Origin of the sequence: Nocardiopsis endophytica, from assembly GCF_027706725.1 — a bacterium.
GTDB lineage: Bacteria > Actinomycetota > Actinomycetes > Streptosporangiales > Streptosporangiaceae > Nocardiopsis_A > Nocardiopsis_A endophytica.
This window is the reverse complement of the sequence record NZ_JAQFWQ010000154.1, coordinates 1-14,470: the sequence shown is the minus strand read 5'-3', so window position 1 is coordinate 14,470 and position 14,470 is coordinate 1. Positions and strand designations below refer to the sequence as shown.

The window sequence follows — 14,470 nt, the reverse complement described above, 5'->3', positions numbered from 1 at the left end:
CCGCCGGAATGACAGCACCTTTGTCGAGATCATCGCCGGGCAGGGGCGCACCGGGGCTGCAGCCGCCGCGAACGCGGGCAACCACCCGCCCACCCGGCCGCGGGACCTCCCGGACCGCGGGAAGCCCGCCGGACGGCAGGCAGCGCCCGGGAACCTCCCCGCTCGCTCCGTCGCTGCCAATCACGCCGACCACCCGCACGCGCCGCGCCCGACAGCGCTGCCCCGCGGGCCGCCCGCTTCCCTCGTCGCCGCCCCTCCACCTCACACCCCGACCGCCCGCCACCCGGCCGGGGCCCTCAAGCGGGGTACCAGCCCAGCCGTCGCCGTGTTCCTCGACGGGTCCGCGCACGGCCGTCGTCTGGCCGCCGCCCCCGTCACGCCCTCTCAAGCCACCCTTGCGCGGTTGCGTTTCGGGGCTGCCATCGAGATCCGCACCACCGTCGGGAGGCGGTCCACTTCCAGTGCCCCTCGCAGGTCGGACAGGGACTCGCCCCGCACCCTGGACCACACCTCGGCCACGTCCGCGTCATCGTCGACGACCACATCCAGCCGCAGCCGCGGCGCGCGCTCCGACCCCAGGAGCCGTGCCCGCGCCCTGCGCACCCCCGCCACGGCGCCGACGGCCTCCTCGACCGCCCCCTGGGCCGCCCCCGACACCAGCTCCGAACGCCCCTCGCCCGCCTCCGGCTCCACCACCACGCGCCTCACCCGGTCGACGCGCCCCTGCACGAACAGCCACCGCAGCGCCAGCAGGGCCACGACCACGGCCACCGCCGCCACCCCATACGGCAGCCACCCCGGCGACGGCAGTCCCACCGCACCCGGACCCGCCCCCACAGGCGTCCCCGCCGCGCCGGCGCCGAACGCCCCCAGGCCGAGCGCCAGCACACCGCCGCCCGCCACCGCCAGCACCAGCCCCACCAGGGCCAGCCCCCACCGGTTCCCGCGCGCCGTCCGGCGTGTCCCGCTCACCCAGCCCATGGCACCCTCACTCACGCCTTCGCCCACTCACGCCTTCGCCGTCCGCACCCGCACGCGCACCTTGGGGCGGCGCAGCGGGACCAGCTCATCCAGCCGCTCCTCGACGGCCTCCGCCACCTCGTCGCGCAGGTCGGGCCGGTCCCGCAGCTCGGTGTCGACCCGCACCCGCACGGCGCGCCGCCGCACCGTCGCCCGCACACCGCGCACCCCGGAGACCCCGCGCGCGGCCGCCGCCACGGCCCGGCGCAGCGCCGAGCGCGACAGCCCCACCACCAGGTCGGGGTCGTCGGTGCGCAGGGCCGTCCACCTGGCGCGCCCGGGCAGCAGCGCCGACACCAGCAGCACCAGCCCGACCAGGGCCGCTCCGCCCGCCGCGACCAGCACCGCCGTGTCCCGCCAGCGCATGCCGGCGGCCCTGTCCAGTGCGTCCCCGACCACCGGTACACGAAGCGGCGCGCCCGCGACCGCGGAGACCGCGGCGGCCCCCGCGAGCACCGCCACCGCCAGCACCAGCACCGCCGCGATGAACGCGGGCCACGACCTCCTCGGCCGGAAGGCCCTGCGCGCGGTCCGGCGCGCGCGGCGCACGACGGCCGTGCCCGGCGCCCCGGCCACCTGTCCAACGGTCGTCATCGTCGCCTCCCCGGCTACATCGCCTCACCGGACATCGCCTCACCGGCCACGGCTGTGTGTGTCGGTGGCGGCGGTCCGCTCCCCCGGCCCGTCAGCCCGACGGGCCGACGGGCCGACGGCCCAACGGCCCGACGGGCCGCAACCGCGCGGCGGCTCCTGTCCCACCCGGAGTCGCGTCCTCAGGGCAGGTAGCCCCCGCCGCTCATCTGCCGCTGCGAGGCACGCGCCGTTCCGTCCGCGTGCCTGCTTCGCCCTCAGCGCTTCCCAGGGGCGCCCGCCAGCGCGCTACTCAGCCGCCGCGTACCCGCCCTTGCCGGAGCTCGGTCACCTCGATGTCCACCTGCGGCACCGCGAGCCCGGTCAGCTCCGCCACCCGCGTCGCCACACGCTCGCGCACCGCCGCGCAGGTTCGGCGCAGCGGCGCCGGGTAGTCCACCCCGAGCGCCAGCTTCAGCACCGCGGTCCCGCCGCGCACACGCGCCTGCGCACGCGCCGAACGCGTCCGGGGCACCTCCCGGGCCACCCGCGCGGCGATCTTCTCCACCACCGACGCGGGGATGTGCGTGCTCCCCCGCTCCTCCGCCGGAGGCGCGGCGGCGTGCCGCCCCCGCCCGCCCGTCCGCTGGTCCGGCACCGCCGGGGCCGTCGCCGCTCCCGCGCCGACCGGTTCCGTGTCCGCCGTCTCGGCCGCCATCGCCGCCTCCGCCGCCCTGCCGCTCATGTGCGCCGGGTGAACAGCTCGGCCAGGTCGATCTCGCCCGCATAGGCCCGCCCGGCCAGGAAGCCGAGCGCACCCAGCACCAAGACCAGCAGGAACGCCCCGACCCCGCCGAACGCCCCGGCGAGCGCGAGAACGGTCCCGAAGGCCAGTCCCACGATCGGCCACATCCCGATCCCCTCCTCGTGCCGCTCCCGGAGCGGCTCCGACGACCCCGGCGGCCCCAACGCCTCGCACGGCTTCGACCGCCCTGCCGCCCCACCCCGCCTATGCGCCCGGTTCACCCCACCGGCTCCCCCGCGCACCTGCCCGCCCCGGCCACCGGGTCTCCGGCCACCGGACGCCACGGCCCCGCGGGTCACCCCGCGCCCGCGACGACGTCCTCCACCTCCACGTGCACCGCGCGCCCGGGCACCTCCGGGCGGACCGCCTCGCGCACCTCGGCCGCGATCTCGGGCACCGGGCGGCCGTACCGGACCACCACGCCCACCCGGACGTCCCCCTGGTGCACGGAGACCCCCTTCACCCGCACCCCTGCACCGAGCGTCGCCGTGGTGCCGTACGACCCGGCGGACAGCTCCACCACGTCCGGCACGCCCAGCGCCCGCTCGGCGACCCGGCGCGCGGTGGCGACCGGGTCGCCGCCCGGCGGCCGCTCCGCCGTCACCGCACCCTCGGCGCGTCGTCGCCGGAGTCGGCCGCCTCGTCGTCGGGCAGGTGGATGTCGTCCACGCTGACGTTCACCTCGGTGACCTCCAGCCCGGTCATCCGCTCCACCGCGCCGATCACGTTCCGGCGCACCGCCGAGGCCAGGTCCGGGATGGACACCCCGTAGGAGACGACCAGGTCGATGTCGACCGCCGCCTGCGTCTCGCCCACCTCGACCGACACCCCGCGCGCGGCCGACCCCGCGTCGGAGTCGCCGCCCGTGGTGGAGGCGATCCGGTCGCGCACCGCCCCGAAGGCCCGGGCGGCGCCGCCGCCCATGGCGTGCACGCCGCGCACCTCGCGCGCGGCCATACCGGCGATCTTGGCGACCACGTGGTCGGCGATCTCGGTCCGGCCCTGCCCCGTCACCAGGTCGCGGCCCTGCCCGCGCGCCTTGTCCGCCGCGCGGTCATCGCTCCGCGCCTCCGGGACCTTGGAATCGGCCCCTTCGCGGTTCTGCACCTCGGTCACTGCGATCCCCCCTGCTCCGGCCGGAGCCCGGCGGCGCCCCGGCGCCCCCGGCACCCTCCGTGCCCCCGGCGCCCTCAGCGGTCGAAGACGTCCTTGATCTTGTCGGCGGCCTCGCCGGCCTTCTCCTTGGCCTTGTCCGCGGCCTCCTCGGCCTTCTCCTTCAGGCCCGCCTTCGCCTGCTCGGCCTTGCCCTCGGCCTCGGTCCCCTTGTCGCCGGTGACCTTGCCGAGCCCTTCCTTGGCCTTGCCGACCGCGTCGTCCCACTTCTCCTCGGCGCCCATCGGTCTCCCTCCCCTGCGTCCCCGGCGCGCGTCCGCCCCCTCCCGGGCTCGGACCCCCGTACGCGCCGCTCCGGGACCCGAATGGAACCGTACTTACACACAGCGTTGCAATAAAGAATCGCAACGTAATAAAAATCAAAACGACCGAAACCGGGCCTCGCCGGTTTCGGTCGTCTGTCTCAGTCCCCGGTCTCAGTCCCCGGCCTCGGTCACCGGTGTCGGTCACTCGCCTCGGTCGTCGGGGGCGCGTCGGGATCGCGCCCCCGGGTCCGCCCCCAGGTCCGCCTCCGGGGCGGCCCCGTCAGCGGAAGACCACGGTCTTCGACCCGTTCAGCAGCACCCGCCGCTGCGCGTGCCAGTTCACGGCGCGCGCCAGCGCCACCGACTCCAGGTCCCGCCCGAGCGCCGTCAGCTGCTCCGGGCTGTGCGTGTGGTCGACCCGGGCGACCTCCTGCTCGATGATCGGCCCCTCGTCCAGGTCGGCCGTGACGTAGTGCGCCGTCGCGCCGACCAGCTTCACCCCGCGCGCGTGCGCCTGGTGGTAGGGGCGCGCCCCCTTGAAGCTCGGCAGGAACGAGTGGTGGATGTTGATGATCCGGCCCGACATCTTGGTGCACAGCTCCTCGGAGAGCACCTGCATGTACCGCGCCAGCACCACCAGGTCGACGTCGTAGGCGTCGACCAGCTCCAGCACCCGCCGCTCCTGCTCGCCCTTGTTCTGCGGCGACACCGGCAGGTGGTGGAAGTCCACCCCGTAGGAGTCGGCGAGGAAGCCCAGGTCCGGGTGGTTGGAGACGACCGCGGCGATGTCGGCCTCCAGCAGCCCGCTGCGCCCCCGGTAGAGCAGGTCGTTCAGGCAGTGCCCGAACTTGGAGACCATCACCAGCATGCGCGGGCGGCGGGTGCGGTTCCACAGCCGCCACTCCACGGTCGGGTCGGCGTCCCCGGCGGGGGCGGGCAGCCCGGCGGCCATCCCGGCGAACGCCTCGCGCAGCCGGTCCTCCCCGACCGGCGCGGCGCCCTGCCCCTCCTCGGCCTCGAACTGGGTGCGCAGGAAGAAGCGCCCGGTGTAGGGGTCGCCGAACTGCTGGCTCTCGGTGATGGTGCACCCGTGCCCGGCGAGCAGGTTGGCCACGGCGGCGACGATGCCGCGGCCGTCGGGGCAGGACAGCGTCAGCACGAATTCACGGTCGTTCATGGTCCGGGCGCACTCCATCGGGGACGGTGATCCGCAGGTCGGCGGCGATCCTCCAGGGTATCGGTGGTGCGCGGGCGGCGGGGCCGCTTCGCGCGCACCACCGCCGTGGCGGCCGGTCCCGGCCGTGCCGCGCCCGGCACGCCCGGCCCGTCCGACTCGACGGGGGGCATACGTGAACGTTTTTCATGAAATGTGGCATGCTCCGGTCATGAGAAGCGCTCGCGAGACCTACGACGCGGCGACCGCGGGCCTGCAGCCCCCCTTCGCCGCCGTCGACATGGACGCCTTCCGCGCCAACGCCGCCGACCTCGCCCGCCGCGCCGCGGGCACCCCGATCCGCCTCGCCAGCAAGTCGGTGCGGTGCCGCCCGCTGCTCCGCGAGGCCCTGGCGCTCCCCGGGTTCGCCGGGATCATGGCCTTCACCCTGCCCGAGGCCCTGTGGCTGGCGACCGGCCCCGAGGGCCCCGTCAGCGACGACATCCTCGTCGCCTACCCCACGGCCGACGGGTCGGCCCTCGCCGCCCTGGCCTCCGACCCGGCCGCCGCCGAGCGGATCACCGTGATGGTGGACTCCACCGCCCACCTCGACCTGATCGAACGCGCCGCCCCCGATCCCGCCCGCCCCGTCCGGGTCTGCATCGACGTCGACACCAGCTGGCAGCCGCTCGGGCCGCGCATGCGCGTGGGCGCCCACCGCTCCCCGCTGCGCTCCCCCGCCCACGCGGCCGCGCTGGCCCGGGCGATCGTGCGCCGCCCCGGCCTGCGCCTGGAGGGGATCATGGCCTACGAGGCGCAGATCGCCGGGGTGGGCGACGCCCCGCCCGGCCGCCCGCTCTACGGCCGCACCCTGCGCTGGGTGCAGGCGCTGTCCCGTCGCGAGCTCGCCGCCCGCCGCGCCGCGATCGCCGAAGCGGTGCGCGCGGTCGCGCCGGTCCGCTTCGTCAACGGCGGCGGCACCGGAAGCCTGTCCACCACCGCGCGGGAGGAGGCGGTCACCGAGGTCGCCGCCGGGTCGGGGCTGTACCAGCCGCGCCTGTTCGACCACTACACCGGCGTGGACCGGCGCCCGGCGGCGCTGTTCGCGCTGCCGGTGGTGCGCCGCCCCGCCCCGGGCGCGGCCACAGCGCTGGGCGGCGGCTACCTGGCCTCGGGCACCGGCGACCGGGACCGGCTGCCGCAGCCCTACCTGCCCGAGGGGCTCTCCTACAGCCCCACCGAGGGCGCCGGTGAGGTGCAGACCCCGCTTCTGGGACCGGCCGCCGACGCGCTGGAGGTTGGCGACCGGGTGTGGATGCGGCACGCCAAGGCCGGGGAGATGTGCGAGCGCTTCGACGAGCTGCACCTGATCGAGGGCCTGGACGGCTCCGACCCCCGAGTGATCGGCTCGGTGCCGACCTACCGCGGCGAGGGCCGGACGTTCCTGTAGGGCCCACGGGCGCCGGACGGGGCCCACGAACGCCGAACGCGGCGGGGAGCGCCTCCCCGCCGCGTTCCGGATCCCGTTCGCCGCGCCGACCGCTTGCCGGCCGTGTGCCGCCCGTGGACCGGCCGTGTGCCGCGCCCGCCGGAGGCTCAGCCCCCGCGGCGCTTGCGGCGCACCAGCGCCACCACGCCGACGACGACCGCCGCGCCGATGCCCACGCCCAGGATCAGCGCCTCCGGGGGGAGCTGCCCGCGCGTGGTGTAGGTGGAGACCACCTCGTCCTCGCCCTTGAGCCGGATGCTGCCCTCGGGCGGCTCCTCGGTCCGGCTGTCCAGGCGCACCGCGCCGCCGGACACCACCGCCCGCGCCTCGTCGGCCAGCCGCACCCCGGCATCGCGCAGCCGCTCGGCGCCGCGCCGCGCCACGTTGGCGGGCCTGGCCCGGTCCGCGATCTCGTCCATCGCCGAGGCGAGCCTGCGCTGCACCTGCTCGATCTCGGCCTGAACACCGGCCGGGTCCCGGCGCGCCCCCGCGGGGTCGCGTGCCTCCATACCGTGCTTCCTTCCGCTGCCGCAGGGCCTGTCCGAGCTACCGCGGGGTCGGCTGGGAGGACTCCGGCGCCGCGTCGGCCGCCGGCCCCTCCCCGGGCGCCCGGGTGAACCCCAGGGCGCCTTCGATGCCGTCCACGACGCGGAAGTAGTCCCGCGTGGACAACCACAGTTTATAGATGATGGCGATCTCGAACGCGAGGAGCAAAACGCCCGCCACCGCCGTGATCCCGACGATCGAGGCGGGCACCACCGCCCCCGCCAGCGGGGCCAGCACGAACACCGCCATCTGGAACTCGATGCCGCTCACCAGGTGGGTGCGCACCCTCCGCGCCTTCAGAGCGTCCCAGATCCGCTGGTACCAGGGGAACCGGGAGCGGAACTCGTGGTGCAGGTCCACCGGCGGGAGCGGGCGGATCACGTGCACGTCGGGGTGCTTGCCCGCGACCTTGTCCTGGCGGGTCTCCTTCTCGTGGTGCGTGCGCAGCAGCTCCTCCAGGACCGAGATGCCGTGCCGCAGCACCGCCTGCTCACCCTGGTCGCTCATGGGCGCGCCGTCCCGCCCGGAGCCGCCGCCGGACCCGTCGTCGAGCATGGACAGCTCGGCGCGGGCCCGCTCCAGCACCCCGGCGATGCGCGAGCGCATCTCCCGCCGCATCTTGTACACCTGCAGCGTGTCCAGGTAGCGCAGCATGTCGGTGAAGACCACCGCCAGCGCCATCCAGACGAACACCACCTCGCCGGTGGCCACGTACTGGCCGCCCATGAGCGCGATGGCGCACACCAGGACGCGGAACCGGTCGAAGGCGTAGTCCATCCACGAGCCGAACAGCGTCTCGGAGTCGGTGAGCCGCGCCAGCTTGCCGTCCATGCAGTCAAGCAGGAAGCACAGGTAGTAGAGCACGGCTCCGGCGGCCAACAGCGCCGGGCTGCCGATCGCGAAGAGCGCCGCGGCGCCCAGCCCCAGGAACAGCGCGCCGACGGTGAGCTGGTCGGGGGTGACGCGGGTGCGGTTGGCGAGCACCCGCACCAGGCGCACCGCCAGCGGATCGACGAACGCCACCGTCCACCACGAGTCCCGCGTGCGGCAGGTGCGCTCGCGCACGTCGTCCAAGGTGTATTCGGCCATCGTCGGTGTGCTCCCGAACGGTTGGGTGGTCCCGGTAGGGGTGCGTGTGACGGACGAGTCTACGCATGCGGGGCGCCGCGACAAGATGCGGACCGGTCCGGGATTCGCCTGATCCTACGCGATCCCGGCCTGTCGGACGCACCCCCCGCACCCGTCCGGCCCCTCCCGCCGACCCCCTCTACCCTGGGAGGAGCCCACAGGAGCGAGAGGATTCCGAGGACCGCCGTGACCGACGCGAACACCCGCCCGCAGCCGGGCGACACCGCCCCCGACTTCACCCTGCCCGACGCCGACGGCAAGGAGGTGCGGCTGAGCGAGGTGCTGGCCTCCACCGGCAAGCGGGTGGTGCTGTACTTCTACCCGGCCGCCATGACCCCCGGCTGCACCACCGAGGCCTGCGACTTCCGCGACAACCTGCGCGACTTCGACGAGGCGGGCCTGACGGTGCTGGGCATCTCCCCCGACGCCCCCGAGAAGCTGGCGCGGTTCCGCGACAAGGAGGGCCTGACCTTCCCGCTGCTCGGCGACCCGGACAAGGGCGTGCTCAAGGCCTACGGCGCCTTCGGGGAGAAGAAGAACTACGGCCGGGTCGTGCAGGGCGTGATCCGCTCGACCTTCGTCATCGGCACCGACGGCACGGTGGAGAAGGCCTTCTTCAACGTGAAGGCCACCGGCCACGTGGACCGCGTCAAGCGCGAACTCGGCCTGTAGCGCCGATTCCGGCTCCTGCGCCGGTGAACTTGCGGTGGGTCGGCGGGTGCTGCCATTCTCGGACGTACGCTTCCGAGGCGCGCCGCCCTCCCGCCGCCCCACCCGAGGCACGGGGCAGGCGCGGGGCGCACGGGCGCTGGGGCCGTAGCCCAATCGGCTAGGAGGCAATGCGTTTAGGTCGCATACAGTGCGGGTTCGAATCCCGCCGGCCCTACCGCGGATACGGAGAACGGGGTGCAGGCATCGGCCTGCGCCCCGTTCCCGTCCTCCCGGCCGGTGATCTCGGCGAAGGTGCCGTCACGACCGCGGTTTCGACAGCTTCGACAGCACTTCCGTCGGGATCATCGCGGGGGCGGTGCGGTCAGCGGAAGAGCAGCGCCCACAGCACCACCGCGAGCAGCGCCAGCACGCCGGCGGCCACCGCCGCCGCCTTCGGCAGCCGGCTGCCGCTGCGGTGCTTGCCCGAGCTGGTCAGCCCCAGGGTGTCGGTGGACTCGCGGATCGACGTGAGCAGGTGCCCGACCGCCTCGGGGCGGTGCCGCTGCAGCCGCTCGTGCAGGTGCGAGACCGACTCGGACACCGACTCCCGCAGCACGTGCGCGCCCTGTCTGAAGTGCTCGCGCGCCGACTCCGAGCCCGCGCCGTCCGCGTCGCCCTCTCCGTCCCCGGAGCCCTCGGAGCCCGCCGACCCCTCGGGGTCCGGGGCCGCCTGCGCCCCGCTGTCGGAGACCGGCTCCGCCTGGTGCGGCACCACCGGATCGGCGCCGGTCTGGGCCGCCGAGCGGGCGGCCGTCTCCGGGCTGGTCTCCGGCGCCCACGGCGCCAGGGCGGCGATGCGCAGCATCTTGGTGGCGCTCTCGGCGGTGAGCCGGTCGGCCGGCTGCACCCGCAGCAGCCCGGCCAGCACCGGGGCCAGCGGCCCGGCGTGCTCGGCCTCCGTCGGCTCCTCCAGCTCCACGCCCTTGAGGATGCGGATGTAGCCCTTGCGGTCGTAGGGCGGGTGGCCCTCCACCGCGGTGTACAGCGTCGCGCCCAGCGACCACAGGTCCGACTCGGGCCCGACCGGCCCGGCCTTGGCCCGCTCCGGCGGGATGTAGGAGGGCGAGCCGATGATCCGCCCCGAGGTGGTCAGCGCCGACTCCCCGGCCCAGGCCGCCAGCCCGAAGTCGGTGAGCACGACCCGGCCGCCGTCGCTGATCATCACGTTGTCCGGCTTGACGTCGCGGTGCACGATGCCCTCGTCGTGGGCGGCCTTGAGGGCGTCGATGAGCTGCAGCCCGATCTCGGCGACCCGCTGGTAGGGCAGCGGCCCCGCCATCCGCACGATCTCGCTGAGGGTGGAGGCGACCACCAGCTCCATCACGATCCACGGGCGGTCGTCCTCGTCGACCACGTCCAGCACGGTGACCACGCCGGGGTGGCTCAGCCGGGCCGCCACCCGCGCCTCGCGGGTGGTGCGGCGCAGCAGCGACTCGCGCTCCTCCTCGGTGAGGTCCGTGGCCAGCCGCAGCTCCTTGACCGCCACCTCGCGGTCGAGCACCTCGTCGGTGGCGCGCCAGACCGTGCCGACCCCGCCGCGGGCGATCTCCTCGCGCAGGCGGTAGCGGCCCTTGAGCACGCGCTCCTCGGGGGCCGCCTCCAGCGTTCCCGAACGCGACGGCTCGCGCGGCCGCTCCGGCCGCTCTGCTTCTGGGTTCTCGATGGAGGACACGGTCACTCAGCGGGTCTGGTCGAGGGCCATGGCGGCCTCCTGCGGGCACGTGCGGTCGCTGTCGCTGCGATTCCTGCTCGGATCACTCGTTATATCAGCTCATGGGCGCTTCCGAGCGGGCGGATGCGGGATCACAGCCACTTAGGTCCACTTCTGTTATGTCCGGCCGATCCCGTCCCATGCGGGCGCATACCGTGACATGGCTCTCCGCTCCCGTCCACCCCCGCAAGGCGCGGACGGGCGGGAGCGGAAGGGGCGGCCGCCGCTCGGCGGCGACCGCCACACGGGGTCCGATGCGCGGCGGAGCCGATCGGTTCCCCTGGGCCCCCGGTCAGTTCCAGAGGTTCTCCGGGTCGCGCACGTCGACCTCGCCGAATCCGGCCTCGCCCAGCGGGTCCTTGAGCCGGGCCGCGTCGCCCACGACGATCAGCGCCATCGCCGCCGGGTCCAGGTACTCCCGGGCGGCCGCGTCCAGGTCGGCGGCGGTCAGGGCGTCGAACCCGGCGCGCAGCCGGTCCACGTGGTCCTCGGGAAGGTCGTGCACGACCATCTCGACCAGCGCGTGCGCCATGCTGCGGGCGTTGGAGTAGGTCACCGGCAGGCCGACGGTGTTGGACTGGCGCACCGCCTCCAGCTCCTCGCCCGTCACGCCGCCCTCCTGCAGGCGGCGGATCTGCTCCAGGGAGGCGGTGACCGACGGGGCGGTGGTGGGGGTGTCCACCTGGGTGCTGATGAGGAACACCCCGCTGTCCCGGCGCAGGTCGAACCGGCTGCCCACGCCGTAGGTGTAGCCCAGGCGCTCGCGCAGCTCCAGGTTGAGCCGGGAGGTGAACATGCCGCCCAGCACCTCGCTCATCCCGTCGGCGCGCGGCAGGTCGATCGCCGAGCGGGACGGGGCGCGCTGGGCCAGCACGATCGCCGACTGCACCGAGTCGGGCCGGTCCACCAGCAGCACCCGCGGCAGGTCGTGCGGGGCGGGCTCGGGGGCGCTCTCGGCGGGGCGGCGCGCGGGCTCGGCGCCGCCGAAGACGGTGCGGCCCATCTCCTCCAGGTCGACGCCGTCCAGGTCGCCCACGACCACGAGGGTCCCGGCCGCGGCGGCGACGGTGGAGCGGTGGAAGTCGCGCACCATGTCGGGGGTGACGTCCTGCAGCGCGACCGGGGCGCCGCTGAGCGGGGTGGCGTAGCGGCCGCTGAACAGCTGGCCGCCGATGGCGCGCATGGCCAGGCGGGAGGGGCGGGAGGCCTCCAGCCAGAAGCCCTCCAGCACCTGCTCGCGGCGGCGCAGCACGTCCTCGTCGCGCAGCGCGGGGGTGCGCACGGCCTCGGCGAACAGCCGGGTGGCGTCGCCGATGCGGGTCGTGGGCGCGTCCACCCCGGCGACGAAGCTGTCCCAGGTGGCGTAGCAGACCCAGTCCGCGCCGTGCTGCTCCAGCTCGGGCGCGAGCGAGTTGTCGCCGTGGACGCCGTCCTCCAGCGCCTCCCCGGTGAGCATGGTGACCCCGCGGCGGCCGGCGGGTTCGTAGGCGCCGCCGTTGGGCAGCACGAGGCGGATGGAGGCGTACTTCTGGCCGGGCACGTTCAGGGCGACGATCTCGCCGCCGCCGACGCTCAGGCGCCGGTGGCGGGGGAAGGTGTAGGGCCGGGGGTCGCCGAGGTCCGGGCGGGGCTGCAGCTGGCTCACGTCGTCTCTCTCTTCGACTGGTCGGTTCGTCGGCGCGGTGGGGCGCGGTCGGCGGGCGCGGGGCGGGGTCAGGCCTCCGCGGCCGCGGGCGCCTCCTCGGGGTCGAACCGGACGGTGAGCCGGTTCTCGGCGGTGAGCAGCCGCCCGGCGGCCTCGGCCACCTCGCGGGGGCCGATATCCGCCCAGCGCTCGGGCCAGGTGTAGGCCAGGGTCGGGTCGCCGAAGAGCTGCGTGCAGCTGCCCAGCTCGTCGGCGAGGCCGGAGGGGGTGGACACGGCCTGCAGGTGGTCGCGCTCCAGGATGGCGCGGGCCCGGTCGAGCTCGGACTCCTCCACGCCGGCGGCCAGCTTCTCGACCTCCTCCAGCATGGCGGCCTCCAGGGCGTCGCCCTCCACGCCCTCGCGGGCGATCATGTTGACCAGCATCAGGCTGGGGGTGTAGCGGAACGGCAGCAGGTCGGCGGCGTCGCCGGGGGCGGCCAGCTCGCGCTCGATGACCAGCCGCCGGTACAGCCGGCTGCCCTGCCCCTGGCCGAGCACGGCCGAGGCCAGGTGCATGGCGTCGAACTCGCGCTCGCCGTAGGGGGCGACCCGGTAGCCCAGGAACACCCCGGCGGCCGGGACGTTCTCGGTGACCGACTCGCGCACCGGCCCGCCGATGGGCCCGGACAGCGCGGCGTCGGGGGCCTGCGGGATCCGCTCGCGGACGGGGATGGACCCGAAGTAGCGCTCGGCGCGCTCGCGCACGTCCTCGGGGTCCAGGTCGCTGACGACGGTGAGCACGAGGTTGTCCGGCCCGTAGTGGAGCCGGTGGAAGGAGAGCACGTACTCCAGGTCGGCGGCGTCCAGGTCGGCCATGGAGCCGATGGTCGGGTGGTGGTAGGGGTGGCCCTGCGGGTAGCCCAGGCGCAGGATGCGCTCCAGGGCGGTGCCGTAGGGGGCGTTGTCGTAGCGCTGGCGCCGCTCGTTCTTGACCACGTCGCGCTGGTTGTCCAGGACCTCCTGGGTCATGCCGTCGCGCAGCGTCGCCAGGCGGTCGGCCTCCAGCCACAGGGCCAGGTCGAGGGCGTGCTCGGGCACGGTCTCGTAGTAGTTGGTGCGGTCGGTGGAGGTGGAGGCGTTCATCTCGCCCCCGAGCCGCTCGACGGCGTCGAAGTGCTCGCCCTTGGCCACGTTGCGGCTGCCCTGGAACATCAGGTGCTCGAACAGGTGGGCGAACCCCGTCTTGCCGGGGACCTCGTGGCGCGAGCCCACCCCGTACCAGAGGTTGACCGCGGCCACCTGCCCGGTCGCCGCGGGGGCGGTGACCAGCCTGAGCCCGTTGTCGAGTGTGTACTGACCGACCTGTCCCGCAGCGTTGGTGGTCACGTGTGTCTGCACCCCTCGTTCGCGCCTCGTTCGTCGTCGTTTTCCCGCAACGAAGCCTATGCGTTCGGGGCTGCGCGCGCGCACGCCACACCGGGGCGCGCGCACGCGTCCGCGCGGCTCAGCCGCGGCGCCGCAGCACCCGCAGCGACCCCTGCACGGCGGTCTCGGTGAACTCCCCGGAGTCCAGGGCGCGGCGGTAGACGTTGTAGGGCGGGCGGCCGCCGTCGGCGGGGTCGGGGAAGACGTCGTGGATGGCCAGGGCGCCGCCGGGGGCGACATGCGGGCTCCACCCGGCGTAGTCGGCCTGGGCGGCCTCCTCGGTGTGGCCGCCGTCGATGAACAGCAGGCCCAGGGGGCGCGCCCACAGCCGGGCGACGTCGGCCGAGCGGCCGAGCACGGCGACGACGGTGTCCTCCACCCCGGCGGCGGCCATGGTGCCGCGGAACTCGCCGACGGTGTCGATGCGGCCGGTGCGCGGGTCGACCAGGGAGGGGTCGTGGTACTCCCAGCCCTCCTGGTGCTCCTCGGAGCCGTGGTGGTGGTCGACGGTGACGACGGTGCCGCCGCAGGTGCGGGCGGCGGCGGCCAGGTAGACGGTGGACTTGCCGCAGTAGGTGCCGACCTCCAGCACGGGCCCGAGGGGCGCGTAGGCGCACGCGGCCTCGTACAGCGCCAGCCCCTCCTCCTTCGGCATGAAGCCCTTGGCGGCCTCGGCGGCGGCGAGCAGGTCGGAGGGCATGGCGGGGGCGGTCGCGGTCATGGGGCCGTCTTTCGGGATCGGTGAAGATGGTCGGCTCCCCCTGACGTTGATCTCGGGGAAGTCGGGCTTAAGAGAGCCGTCATAAGGCCGGGTTTCCCGAGATCTGTTGGTGGATGATGGTGCTGCCGGGGCCGCTGAACCCACAGC

At 74.9% G+C, this 14,470-nt stretch carries 16 protein-coding genes and 1 tRNA gene; 3 read left to right on the top strand and 14 right to left on the bottom strand.

The features are described from left to right. Positions 1-384: 384 nt before the first annotated feature. The 8 genes from O4J56_RS30150 to purU form a co-directional block, all read right to left on the bottom strand. Positions 385-981 carry an alkaline shock response membrane anchor protein AmaP gene (locus O4J56_RS30150; protein ID WP_270690511.1) on the bottom strand — a complete coding sequence of 199 codons (597 nt, stop codon included), beginning with the start codon at positions 979-981 and terminating at the stop codon, positions 385-387. Between the two features lie 27 nt (positions 982-1,008). Then, positions 1,009-1,614, bottom strand: coding sequence for a DUF6286 domain-containing protein (locus tag O4J56_RS30145; protein WP_270690508.1), 606 nt, complete (start codon positions 1,612-1,614; stop codon positions 1,009-1,011). Positions 1,615-1,903: 289 nt separating this feature from the next. Beyond that, a complete protein-coding gene (locus O4J56_RS30140; protein WP_270690507.1) occupies positions 1,904-2,335 on the bottom strand; it encodes an Asp23/Gls24 family envelope stress response protein in 432 nt (143 codons plus the stop codon). Then, positions 2,332-2,502: a hypothetical protein gene (locus tag O4J56_RS30135; protein WP_270690506.1), complete on the bottom strand. Its 171-nt coding sequence runs from the start codon at positions 2,500-2,502 to the stop codon at positions 2,332-2,334. Before O4J56_RS30135 ends, O4J56_RS30140 begins: the two co-directional genes overlap by 4 nt. Before the next feature lie 188 nt (positions 2,503-2,690). Further along, positions 2,691-2,999 (bottom strand): hypothetical protein, encoded by a 309-nt coding sequence (locus O4J56_RS30130; protein ID WP_270690505.1) that lies wholly within the window; start codon positions 2,997-2,999, stop codon positions 2,691-2,693. Next, complete coding sequence (locus O4J56_RS30125; RefSeq protein WP_270690503.1) at positions 2,996-3,511, bottom strand: Asp23/Gls24 family envelope stress response protein; 516 nt, start codon at positions 3,509-3,511, stop codon at positions 2,996-2,998. The genes O4J56_RS30130 and O4J56_RS30125 overlap by 4 nt, the downstream gene beginning before the upstream one ends. Before the next feature lie 74 nt (positions 3,512-3,585). Then, the gene (locus O4J56_RS30120; protein WP_270690502.1) at positions 3,586-3,792 is read right to left on the bottom strand and encodes a CsbD family protein; all 207 of its coding nucleotides are present in this window, start codon (positions 3,790-3,792) and stop codon (positions 3,586-3,588) included. A gap of 301 nt (positions 3,793-4,093) precedes the next feature. Continuing rightward, positions 4,094-4,990, bottom strand: coding sequence for a formyltetrahydrofolate deformylase (gene purU, locus O4J56_RS30115; protein ID WP_270690501.1), 897 nt, complete (start codon positions 4,988-4,990; stop codon positions 4,094-4,096). A gap of 208 nt (positions 4,991-5,198) precedes the next feature. On the opposite strand from purU, the gene O4J56_RS30110 reads away from it, so the two are divergent. Continuing rightward, the gene (locus tag O4J56_RS30110) at positions 5,199-6,416 is read left to right on the top strand and encodes an alanine racemase (RefSeq protein ID WP_270690500.1); all 1,218 of its coding nucleotides are present in this window, start codon (positions 5,199-5,201) and stop codon (positions 6,414-6,416) included. 146 nt (positions 6,417-6,562) lie between these two features. On the opposite strand, the gene O4J56_RS30105 is transcribed toward O4J56_RS30110, so the two are convergent. Both O4J56_RS30105 and O4J56_RS30100 read right to left on the bottom strand, forming a co-directional pair. Then, on the bottom strand, positions 6,563-6,964 hold the full coding sequence (locus tag O4J56_RS30105) for a DUF3618 domain-containing protein (RefSeq protein ID WP_270690499.1): 402 nt from the start codon (positions 6,962-6,964) through the stop codon (positions 6,563-6,565). 37 nt (positions 6,965-7,001) lie between these two features. After that, a complete protein-coding gene (locus O4J56_RS30100) occupies positions 7,002-8,090 on the bottom strand; it encodes a CDP-alcohol phosphatidyltransferase family protein (protein ID WP_270690498.1) in 1,089 nt (362 codons plus the stop codon). A gap of 225 nt (positions 8,091-8,315) precedes the next feature. Here O4J56_RS30100 and bcp point away from each other — a divergent pair, with 225 nt between their 5' ends. Both bcp and O4J56_RS30090 read left to right on the top strand, forming a co-directional pair. Beyond that, on the top strand, positions 8,316-8,801 hold the full coding sequence (bcp, locus tag O4J56_RS30095) for a thioredoxin-dependent thiol peroxidase (RefSeq protein WP_270690496.1): 486 nt from the start codon (positions 8,316-8,318) through the stop codon (positions 8,799-8,801). A gap of 138 nt (positions 8,802-8,939) precedes the next feature. Beyond that, positions 8,940-9,015, top strand: a tRNA-Leu gene (locus O4J56_RS30090). A gap of 147 nt (positions 9,016-9,162) precedes the next feature. Here O4J56_RS30090 and O4J56_RS30085 read toward each other — a convergent pair. From O4J56_RS30085 to O4J56_RS30070, 4 genes are all read right to left on the bottom strand, one after another. Continuing rightward, complete coding sequence (locus O4J56_RS30085) at positions 9,163-10,518, bottom strand: serine/threonine-protein kinase (protein WP_408639195.1); 1,356 nt, start codon at positions 10,516-10,518, stop codon at positions 9,163-9,165. Positions 10,519-10,843: 325 nt separating this feature from the next. Then, positions 10,844-12,196 carry a M16 family metallopeptidase gene (locus tag O4J56_RS30080; protein WP_270690495.1) on the bottom strand — a complete coding sequence of 451 codons (1,353 nt, stop codon included), beginning with the start codon at positions 12,194-12,196 and terminating at the stop codon, positions 10,844-10,846. Positions 12,197-12,264: 68 nt separating this feature from the next. After that, entirely contained in the window at positions 12,265-13,563 is a 1,299-nt protein-coding gene (locus O4J56_RS30075; RefSeq protein WP_270690494.1) for a M16 family metallopeptidase, read from the bottom strand. Positions 13,564-13,681: 118 nt separating this feature from the next. Continuing rightward, positions 13,682-14,323: a class I SAM-dependent methyltransferase gene (locus tag O4J56_RS30070; protein WP_270690492.1), complete on the bottom strand. Its 642-nt coding sequence runs from the start codon at positions 14,321-14,323 to the stop codon at positions 13,682-13,684. Positions 14,324-14,470 lie beyond the last annotated feature (147 nt).

Coding starts and splice junctions, on each gene's coding strand:
- O4J56_RS30150 (WP_270690511.1), bottom strand. CDS start 981: ATGGGCTGGGTGAGCGGGACACGCCGGACGGCGCGCGGGAACCGGTGG.
- O4J56_RS30145 (WP_270690508.1), bottom strand. CDS start 1,614: ATGACGACCGTTGGACAGGTGGCCGGGGCGCCGGGCACGGCCGTCGTG.
- O4J56_RS30140 (WP_270690507.1), bottom strand. CDS start 2,335: ATGAGCGGCAGGGCGGCGGAGGCGGCGATGGCGGCCGAGACGGCGGAC.
- O4J56_RS30135 (WP_270690506.1), bottom strand. CDS start 2,502: ATGTGGCCGATCGTGGGACTGGCCTTCGGGACCGTTCTCGCGCTCGCC.
- O4J56_RS30120 (WP_270690502.1), bottom strand. CDS start 3,792: ATGGGCGCCGAGGAGAAGTGGGACGACGCGGTCGGCAAGGCCAAGGAA.
- purU (WP_270690501.1), bottom strand. CDS start 4,990: ATGAACGACCGTGAATTCGTGCTGACGCTGTCCTGCCCCGACGGCCGC.
- O4J56_RS30110 (WP_270690500.1), top strand. CDS start 5,199: ATGAGAAGCGCTCGCGAGACCTACGACGCGGCGACCGCGGGCCTGCAG.
- O4J56_RS30105 (WP_270690499.1), bottom strand. CDS start 6,964: ATGGAGGCACGCGACCCCGCGGGGGCGCGCCGGGACCCGGCCGGTGTT.
- O4J56_RS30100 (WP_270690498.1), bottom strand. CDS start 8,090: ATGGCCGAATACACCTTGGACGACGTGCGCGAGCGCACCTGCCGCACG.
- O4J56_RS30070 (WP_270690492.1), bottom strand. CDS start 14,323: ATGACCGCGACCGCCCCCGCCATGCCCTCCGACCTGCTCGCCGCCGCC.